Below are 9,672 nucleotides of genomic sequence, written 5' to 3'. Positions count from 1 at the left end.
GGCATCGATTCTCATCGAGGCGCGGGGTAGCTCCCCCACTCAGACGCCGAATAGATGAAAGCAAGCCAAACACGACATCAGAAACAGTATTGCAGAAAAGGGGGTAACCATAGATGTGGGAGCGGGCTTGCCCGCGATGCAGGCGACTCGGACCCCGAGTTGAGAACCCATGCCAATTGACGCCAATCCCCTGCCCATGCTCTCCTACACACCTTGTTACGGGTGCCCTTCACAGGGTGAAACGGGAAACCGGTGAATCATGTGCTTTACTGCAAAGCCATGTCAGTCCGGTGCTGCCCCCGCAACGGTAAGCGAGCGAAGAGTCCGAGCCACTGTGCCAGTCGTACGGCATGGGAAGGCGATTCTTGCAGGCGTGGCCACGGCCCGCCCCTCGTGAGCCCGGAGACCGGCCCGCAACACATAGCTAACAAACCCGCGGTGGGCGGGCGCTGTTCAAGTCTCTGCGTGCCCGGCTCGCGGAGGTTGGCATGCGCACGATTCACCCCTGACTGACCAGAGGGAAGCGCCATGTCGACCATCACCAGCACCCGCCACGCCACCGCCAGCACCACCACACTGGGCCAACGCCTCGTTGCCGCCATCGGCGCATCGATCCTGGGCGTGTGCCTGGTGTACTTCGCCGGGTTCTCCCATATCGAGGCCGTGCACAACGCGGCCCACGATACCCGCCACAGCGCCGCCTTCCCGTGCCACTGAGACCTGCCCAGATGATCAAGCGTATTGCACAAACCGCAGGTTTCAGTGGGCTGCTGGCCGCCCTGCTGCTGACACTGCTGCAGAGTTTCTGGGTCTCCCCGCTGATTCTGCAGGCCGAGACTTACGAACAATCCGCACCTACGGCGGTTGAGGTCCATGAACACGCCGCCGGCACCGCGGCCCACAGCCATGACGGCGAAGCCTGGGAGCCGGAAGACGGCTGGCAGCGTGTGCTGTCGACCACGGGCGGCAACCTGGTGGTGGCCGTCGGCTTTGCCCTGATGCTGGCCGGTCTCTACACCCTGCGCGCGCCGACCCGCACGTCCCAGGGCCTGCTCTGGGGCCTGGCCGGTTATGCCACCTTCGTCCTGGCACCGACCCTCGGCCTGCCACCGGAGCTGCCGGGCACCGCCGCGGCCGACCTGGGCCAACGGCAGATGTGGTGGATCGCTACGGCGGCCTCGACCGCCGCCGGTATCGCCCTGATCGCGTTCGGCCGCAACTGGCTGCTCAAACTGCTGGGCGTTGCCATCCTGGCGGTACCCCATGTGATTGGCGCGCCCCAACCGGCGGTGCATTCGATGCTCGCGCCGCAAGAGCTGGAAACGCAGTTCAAGATCGCTTCGCAACTGACCAACGTGGCGTTCTGGTTGGCCCTGGGCCTGCTCAGCGCCTGGTTGTTCCGCCGCAAAAGCACAGACCCGTTCCCGGCATGAGTGAAACCCGCGCAGCGCCGACCCTGGTGGTCGGCCTGGGCTGCCAACGCGGCTGCCCGATGAGCACGCTGCGCGCGTTACTCGATCAGGCCCTGCAGGCGCACCAGATCGACCTGCACTCGATCAAGGCCCTGGCCAGCATCGACCTCAAGCGCGAAGAGCCCGGCCTGCTTGAACTGGCCGCCCAACTGGCGCTGCCGCTGATCTACTTCAGCAGCGAACACCTGGCCCAGTATCAAGCCCGCCTCAGTCACCAGTCGCAAATCGCCTTCGAGCGCACCGGTTGTTATGGCGTGGCTGAAAGCGCCGCGCTGGCCCTGGCCGAACACCTGGCCCAGACCCCGGCGACGCTGCTGATTTCCCGGCAGAAATTCGCCCAGGCCACCTTTGCATTGGCCTGCGCTTCGTAAAATCCCGATAATCCACCCCTTCGATCATGAGCAAACTTCATCTGAAGCCTTGCCTTGTCCTTTTTTCACAGGAGCCGGCCATGACCGTCTACTTCATCGGCGCAGGTCCCGGCGACCCGGAACTGATCACCGTCAAGGGCCAACGGCTGATTCGCAACTGCCCGGTGATCATCTACGCCGGCTCGCTGGTGCCCCAAGCAGTGCTCCAGGGCCACCAGGCGCACCAGGTGGTCAACAGTGCCGAACTGCACCTGGAACAGATCATCGAGCTGATCAGCCACGCCCACGCCAAGGGTGAGGACGTGGCGCGGGTGCATTCCGGCGACCCGAGCCTGTATGGGGCCATTGGCGAGCAGATCCGCCACCTGCGCGCCCTGGGCATCCCCTTCGAAATCATCCCCGGCGTCACGGCCACGGCAGCCTGTGCGGCGTTGCTGGGGGTCGAACTGACCCTGCCGGACCTCGCGCAAAGCGTGATCCTGACCCGCTACGCCGATAAAACCACGATGCCCGCCGGCGAGGAGTTCGCCAGCCTGGCACGGCACGGCACGACCATGGCGATTCACCTGGGGGTCAACCACCTGGCGAAGATCGTCGCCGAACTGCTACCCCACTACGGCGCCGACTGCCCGATTGCCGTGGTGCACAAGGCCAGTTGGCCGGATCAGGATTGGGTCCTGGGCACCCTCGATGACATCGTCCACAAGGTCCAAGCCAAGGGCTTTCGGCGCACGGCGCTGATCCTGGTGGGCCGGGTGCTGGCAGCGGACACCTTCAGCGAGTCATCGCTGTATCGGGCCGGGCATGCCCATCTGTACCGGCCCTGAGGGTTTGTAGCAGCTGCCACACGGGTTGACCATAAAAAAACGGCGCTCACGGGCGCCGTTTTTTCATGTCGCAGCGAACACCTTAGTAGTAGGCGTTTTCTTTCTGCGTGTGGTCGGTCACGTCGCGCACGCCCTTGAGCTCGGGAACGCGCTCCAGCAGGGTGCGCTCGATGCCTTCGCGCAAGGTCACGTCCGCCTGGCCACAGCCCTGGCAGCCGCCACCGAACTTCAACACCGCAATGCCGTCGTCCACGACGTCGATCAGGCTGACCTGACCGCCGTGGCTGGCCAGCCCCGGGTTGATTTCGGTTTGCAGGTAATAGTTGATGCGCTCGTTGATCGGGCTGTCGGCGTTGACCATCGGCACTTTGGCGTTCGGCGCCTTGATGGTCAGTTGACCACCCATGCGGTCGGTGGCGTAGTCGACCACGGCGTCGTCGAGGAAGGCCTCGCTGAACGAGTCGATATAGGCGGTGAAGCTTTTGAGCCCCAGCGCGGTGTCTTCAGGTTTTTCTTCGCCCGGCTTGCAGTAGGCAATGCAGGTTTCGGCGTACTGGGTGCCAGGCTGGGTGATAAAGACCCGAATGCCGATCCCCGGGGTGTTCTGCTTGGAGAGCAGATCAGCCAGATAATCGTGGGCGGCGTCGGTAATAGTAATGGCGGTCATGGAAATTCCTCGCAGGCTTGGGCGCAGTTTACGCCAATCATGGCGCCGGACAAAGTCCCAGTATTTTTGTCGGGATAAAGCCCTGTCGAAAACACCTGCTGCAGGCGCCGGCTTGCCAGTTCCTGCAGCAGCTGTGGGTCAGAGGTTCTCGTAGCGGTTCATGTCCAGCACGCCCTCTTCCACCGGATCGGTCTCATTGAGGTAGCGGCTCATATCATGGAAATACACCCAGAACTGCGGGTGACTGCGGCGAATGCCCCAGCGCGCGACGATTCGCTCGAAGCGGTGGGCGTCCTTGGCGTTTTCCATGTCTTCGACGAACTCCGGCACGTCGCTGGCGAGAATGTTGAACATGAAGTTCGGATAGCTGCTCAGCACCCCCGGCGACAGGGTCAGGGTGTCCAGCCCCGGCTGATAGCGCAGCGACTCGCCGAGCATGAACGCCACGTTGCTGTGGGCGCGGTTGCGCAACAGGCTGTAGACCTCACGTTTGCCATCGGCGGTTTCGATGCGCAGCAGGGTCGCTTCCGGCATCTGCTCGATCACCTTCAACCCTGCCGCCGGGCGGGACGTCAGGCGGCTCAGGGCTTGCTCGGCATTCTGCAGGGCCGGGTCGATGTTCGGCCGGGAGCAGTAGGCGCCACTGCAGCGGTTGATCGGGTCCGGTTGGGCGTTGAGGTCGCCATAGCGGACCAGCAACTGCTGGACGAAGTCGCGCTTGGGGTCCTTCGGCGCAAGCTTGAGCGCGGTAGGCGTGTCGTTGTCGATGCTGGCGTAATCCAGCCACATCTTGAACTTGCCGCCGTCCTGATACCAGTCGTCGAGGTAATCATCACGGGAGTCGGCGGGCATCAAGCGCAGGAAGTTCTGCTCGGCGCCATTCCTGATCAGGTCGAAATACAGCCGGGTCTGGGCCTGGTGCGACACGTTGCCGAACACGTCGAAATTCACCGCCAACTGGTAATAGGTGCGCTCCAGCAACGGGAAGTCGAACAGCCACAGGGTCTGCGGGACGTCGCCGATCAGGCCCTTGGTCACCGAAGCACTGTCGAAGTGGCGAAAGATGCTCAACAAGGCGTTGTCGTTACCCGCCCACAAGGATGACCAGCTCGGCGCCGGGGCATCGGCGTAGGCGTCCTGGCGCAGGGTTTCGTACTCGTTGCGCTTGTCGCGATAGGCATGCCACAGGCTCAGTACGCTGCCGACATCGTCGTTCTGCCCGGGCATCGCCAGCAACGGCGTGGCCTGGCTGCGGTAGTTCGGGTCGACGATGTACAGGTCGTGTTCCGGTGACTGGAACAAGGCCCAGAAGTGGTCGCGGATCACGTCGGTGGCAATCTGTCCGCGGCACACCGGCCCACGGATGAAGGTGCGCACGAAGTATTCGGCGTTATCGAGCATGAACTGGTAGCGCGCCTGGGCCGGAATCGCCTGAAAGGTCACGAACGGGTTGGCACGGCGCTCCGGACCATAGCCCGGCAAGGCGTCGACCTGCCAGTTGCCGCTGTAGAACAGGCTTTTGATCCGGGCCATCTTCCCTGGGCTCAAGGGATAGGTGATGTGGGTCTTGTGCACAATCACCCCTTGCACCGGCCACAGGCGGTAATACACCTGGGTCCCCGGGTCATCGTTGGGTCGCCGGCTGTTGATCAGGTCGATCGGCTGGCCGGTGGGCGTGCGCGAACGCACCCACTGGAAGAAGTGGCCCTGCTCGCCATCCTTGAAATACAGGTGGGCCAGGAACAGGTGTTCATACAGCCAGCGCGCCACCAGGCTTTCCCGGGCACCCGGGGCGTTGAGCAGGTTTTCCCACTGCACGATCTGCAGCGCTTCCTGTGCGCTGGGGGCCAGGCCTTGTTCGTCGATGGGCGCCCCGGACGCCAGCCAGCGTTGCAAGGTCTGGTACTGCGCCGTGGTCAGGCCGGTCACCGCCAGCGGCATGCCCTCCTTGGGGTGCTGTTTGGCATAAGTGTCGAATTCCCCTGGCTGCGGGCACATGTTGGCCCGGTTCAAGCCCAGGACGATTTCTTCTGGCAGTTTGGCGTTGGGTTGCAACGGGGTTTGATGGCCCAGTTCGAGCATGCGCGCCATCAGCGCGGCCTGGCTGCCCTGGGCATCCAGTACCGAATAGAAGTCCTTGCGTTGCCAGGCCGCCTTGCCGAACGCGTCGTAATAGAGCCGCGTCGGATTCGCCGCCTTGCTGCGGTCGCCGGCGTACACCGGCAACTTGGTCGCGCCCCGCGCCGCGCCTTCACCACTGCCCAGGTTGAGCTGGCAGGCGGAGTCGTAGCAGGCGTGGCAGGCCACGCACTTTTCGGTGAAGATCGGTTGAATGTCCCGGGTGTAAGACATCGCCGGCGCCTGGGCGGTGGCGACACTGCTGATGAGCAGCGCAAAAAGGCTGATGAAAACGCGATACGGCATGTCCCTGGTCCCGATCATGAAAAAACCTCGCGATTCTACCGGTCCGGCCCCGGCTTCAACATGAGCGATATTCATGCAAATCCTGCTCATGCCCCAATAGCGCACAGGTTTGTTATGATTCCGGCCCTTCGTAATCGCCTGACCAGGTAGTCCCCATGTCCGATCGCAGTGCTCGCCTCCACGTTCTCAAGCAAGCCCTCAAAGAACGTATCCTGATTCTCGATGGCGGCATGGGCACGATGATCCAGAGCTACAAGCTCGAGGAGCAGGATTACCGCGGTAAACGCTTCGCCGACTGGCCGAGCGACGTCAAGGGCAACAACGACCTGCTGGTCCTGACTCGCCCGGACGTGATCGGCTCGATCGAGAAGGCCTACCTGGATGCCGGCGCCGACATCCTGGAAACCAACACCTTCAACGCCACCCAGGTATCCCTGGCCGACTACGGGATGCAGGGCCTGGCCTACGAACTGAACGTAGAAGGTGCCCGCCTGGCGCGCAAGGTGGCCGACGCCAAGACCCTGGAAACCCCGGACAAGCCGCGCTTCGTCGCGGGTGTGATCGGGCCGACCAGCCGCACCTGCTCGCTGTCGCCGGACGTCAACAACCCGGGTTACCGCAACGTGACCTTCGACGAACTGGTGGAGAACTACACCGAGGCCGCCAAAGGCCTGATCGAGGGCGGCGCCGACCTGATACTGATCGAGACCATTTTCGACACCCTCAACGCCAAGGCCGCGATTTTCGCCGTGCAGGGCGTGTTCGAGGCGCTCGGTTTCGAACTGCCGATCATGATTTCCGGGACCATCACCGATGCCTCCGGTCGCACCCTGTCGGGCCAGACCACCGAAGCCTTCTGGAACTCCATCGCCCACGCCAAGCCGATTTCCGTCGGCCTGAACTGCGCCCTGGGTGCCAGTGAGCTGCGTCCGTACCTCGAAGAGCTGTCGAACAAAGCCAATACCCACGTTTCGGCGCACCCCAACGCCGGCCTGCCCAACGAGTTCGGCGAGTACGACGAGCTGCCGGAAGAAACCGCCCGGGTCATCGAGGAGTTCGCCCAGAGCGGCTTCCTCAACATCGTCGGCGGCTGCTGCGGCACCACGCCGGGGCACATCGAGGCCATCGCCAAGGCCGTTGCCGGCTACGCCCCACGGCCGATTCCGGAGATTGCCAAGGCCTGCCGGCTGTCGGGCCTGGAGCCGTTCACCATCGATCGCAACTCGCTGTTCGTCAACGTCGGCGAGCGGACCAACATCACCGGTTCCGCCAAGTTCGCCCGACTGATTCGCGAAGACAACTACACCGAAGCCCTCGAAGTCGCCCTGCAGCAGGTGGAAGCCGGCGCCCAGGTGATCGACATCAACATGGACGAGGGCATGCTCGATTCGAAGAAGGCCATGGTCACCTTCCTCAATCTGATTGCCGGTGAGCCGGACATCTCCCGCGTGCCGATCATGATCGACTCCTCGAAGTGGGAAGTGATCGAAGCCGGCCTCAAGTGCATCCAGGGCAAAGGCATCGTCAACTCCATCAGCATGAAGGAAGGCGTCGAACAGTTCATTCACCACGCCAAACTGTGCAAGCGCTACGGCGCCGCCGTGGTGGTGATGGCCTTCGACGAAGCGGGCCAGGCCGACACCGAAGCACGCAAGAAAGAAATCTGCAAGCGCTCCTACGACATCCTGGTCAACGAAGTGGACTTCCCGCCGGAAGACATCATCTTCGACCCGAACATCTTCGCTGTCGCCACCGGCATCGAGGAGCACAACAATTACGCGGTCGACTTCATCAACGCCTGCGCCTATATCCGTGACGAACTGCCCTACGCCCTGACGTCGGGCGGGGTGTCCAACGTGTCGTTCTCGTTCCGTGGCAACAACCCGGTGCGCGAGGCGATCCACTCGGTGTTCCTGCTGTACGCGATCCGCAACGGCCTGACCATGGGCATCGTCAACGCCGGCCAGCTGGAGATCTACGACCAGATCCCGAGCGAGCTGCGCGAAGCCGTGGAAGACGTGGTGCTCAACCGTACCCCGAACGGCACCGACGCCCTCCTCGCCATCGCCGACAAGTACAAGGGCGATGGCAGCGTCAAGGAAGCCGAGACCGAGGAGTGGCGCGGCTGGGACGTCAACAAGCGCCTGGAACACGCGCTGGTCAAGGGCATCACCACCCACATCGTCGAAGACACCGAAGAATCGCGCCAGTCCTTCGCCCGGCCGATCGAGGTCATCGAAGGCCCGCTGATGTCCGGCATGAACATCGTCGGCGACCTGTTTGGCGCCGGCAAAATGTTCCTGCCCCAGGTGGTGAAATCCGCCCGGGTCATGAAGCAGGCCGTGGCCCACCTGATCCCGTTCATCGAGCTGGAAAAAGGCGACAAGCCAGAGGCCAAGGGCAAGATCCTCATGGCCACCGTGAAAGGCGACGTGCACGACATCGGCAAGAACATCGTCGGCGTGGTCCTGGGCTGCAACGGCTATGACATCGTCGACCTCGGCGTGATGGTGCCGGCGGAGAAGATCCTGCAGGTGGCCAAGGAGCAGAAGTGCGACATCATCGGCCTGTCCGGCCTGATCACCCCGTCGCTGGACGAGATGGTCCATGTCGCTCGCGAGATGCAGCGCCAGGACTTCCACCTGCCGCTGATGATCGGTGGCGCGACCACCTCCAAGGCCCACACGGCGGTGAAGATCGAACCCAAGTACAGCAACGACGCGGTGGTCTATGTCACCGACGCCTCGCGCGCGGTGGGCGTGGCCACGCAGTTGCTGTCCAAGGAACTGAAGGCCGGTTTTGTCGCCAAAACCCGCGAGGAATACATCGAGGTCCGTGAGCGCACCGCCAACCGCAGTGCCCGCACCGAGCGTCTGAGTTACGCGGCGGCGATTGCCAAGAAGCCGCAATTCGACTGGAGCCGCTATGAGCCGGTGAAGCCGACCTTCACGGGCGCCAAGGTCCTGGACAACATTGATCTGAAAGTCCTGGCCGAGTACATCGACTGGACGCCGTTCTTCATTTCCTGGGACCTGGCCGGCAAGTTCCCGCGCATCCTGCAGGATGAAGTGGTGGGTGAAGCCGCCACCGCGCTGTATGCCGATGCCCAGGAAATGCTCGCCAAGCTGATCGACGAGAAGCTGATCAGTGCCCGCGCGGTGTTCGGCTTCTGGCCGGCCAACCAGGTGCATGATGACGACCTGGAAGTCTACGGCGACGACGGCAAGCCGATTGCCCGCCTGCACCACCTGCGCCAGCAGATCATCAAGACCGATGGCAAGCCGAACTTCTCCCTGGCCGACTTCGTCGCGCCCAAGGACAGCGGCGTCACCGACTACGTCGGCGGTTTCATCACCACCGCCGGGATCGGCGCCGAGGAAGTGGCCAAGGCCTACCAGGACGCCGGCGACGACTACAACTCGATCATGGTCAAGGCCCTGGCCGACCGCCTGGCCGAGGCCTGCGCCGAGTGGCTGCACCAACAGGTGCGCAAGGAACACTGGGGCTACGCCAAGGACGAAGTGCTGGACAACGAGGCGCTGATCAAGGAGCAGTACAGCGGCATCCGCCCGGCCCCCGGCTACCCGGCCTGCCCGGATCACACCGAGAAGTCCACCCTGTTCAAGCTGCTCGACCCGCAAGCCTCGGAACTCAAGGCCGGCCGCAGCGGCGTGTTCCTCACCGAGCACTATGCGATGTTCCCGGCAGCGGCCGTCAGCGGCTGGTACTTCGCCCATCCGCAGGCGCAGTACTTCGCCGTGGGCAAGATCGACAAGGATCAGGTGCAGAGCTACACCGCCCGCAAGGGCCAGGAACTGAGTGTGAGTGAGCGCTGGCTGGCGCCAAACCTGGGATACGACAACTGAGGTGTGAACGGGCGCGGGTCGAACTTTATCGGCGCCGCGCCCTCT

General features: G+C 63.3%; 7 protein-coding genes and 1 riboswitch. Of the genes, 5 read left to right on the top strand and 2 right to left on the bottom strand.

Annotated features, from left to right (window positions below; translation table 11 throughout):
- Nucleotides 1-203: 203 nt before the first annotated feature.
- Nucleotides 204-429: riboswitch (cobalamin riboswitch) on the top strand.
- Between the two features lie 99 nt (nucleotides 430-528).
- The 4 genes from AACY45_RS18540 (at nucleotide 529) to cobM (ending at nucleotide 2,670) form a co-directional block, all read left to right on the top strand.
- Complete coding sequence (locus AACY45_RS18540) at nucleotides 529-717, top strand: CbtB domain-containing protein (RefSeq protein WP_095170170.1); 189 nt, start codon at nucleotides 529-531, stop codon at nucleotides 715-717.
- Between the two features lie 11 nt (nucleotides 718-728).
- On the top strand, nucleotides 729-1,433 hold the full coding sequence (locus AACY45_RS18535) for a CbtA family protein (protein ID WP_339546789.1): 705 nt from the start codon (nucleotides 729-731) through the stop codon (nucleotides 1,431-1,433).
- A complete protein-coding gene (locus tag AACY45_RS18530) occupies nucleotides 1,430-1,843 on the top strand; it encodes a cobalamin biosynthesis protein (RefSeq protein ID WP_339546788.1) in 414 nt (137 codons plus the stop codon). The genes AACY45_RS18535 and AACY45_RS18530 overlap by 4 nt, the downstream gene beginning before the upstream one ends.
- 80 nt (nucleotides 1,844-1,923) lie before the next feature.
- Entirely contained in the window at nucleotides 1,924-2,670 is a 747-nt protein-coding gene (gene cobM / locus AACY45_RS18525) for a precorrin-4 C(11)-methyltransferase (RefSeq protein WP_339546787.1), read from the top strand.
- 82 nt (nucleotides 2,671-2,752) lie between these two features.
- Here cobM and nfuA read toward each other — a convergent pair whose 3' ends face one another.
- Both nfuA and AACY45_RS18515 read right to left on the bottom strand, forming a co-directional pair.
- Nucleotides 2,753-3,337 carry a Fe-S biogenesis protein NfuA gene (gene nfuA / locus AACY45_RS18520; RefSeq protein ID WP_045057579.1) on the bottom strand — a complete coding sequence of 195 codons (585 nt, stop codon included), beginning with the start codon at nucleotides 3,335-3,337 and terminating at the stop codon, nucleotides 2,753-2,755.
- Nucleotides 3,338-3,475: 138 nt separating this feature from the next.
- On the bottom strand, nucleotides 3,476-5,761 hold the full coding sequence (locus tag AACY45_RS18515; RefSeq protein WP_339546786.1) for a fatty acid cis/trans isomerase: 2,286 nt from the start codon (nucleotides 5,759-5,761) through the stop codon (nucleotides 3,476-3,478).
- Between the two features lie 155 nt (nucleotides 5,762-5,916).
- On the opposite strand from AACY45_RS18515, the gene metH reads away from it, so the two are divergent.
- Complete coding sequence (gene metH / locus AACY45_RS18510) at nucleotides 5,917-9,627, top strand: methionine synthase (protein ID WP_339546785.1); 3,711 nt, start codon at nucleotides 5,917-5,919, stop codon at nucleotides 9,625-9,627.
- Nucleotides 9,628-9,672: the final 45 nt, after the last annotated feature.

The sequence above is a fragment of the Pseudomonas sp. RA_35y_Pfl2_P32 genome, assembly GCF_963970735.1.
Classification (GTDB): Bacteria; Pseudomonadota; Gammaproteobacteria; order Pseudomonadales; family Pseudomonadaceae; genus Aquipseudomonas.
This window is presented reverse-complemented; position numbering and strand designations above follow the sequence as displayed.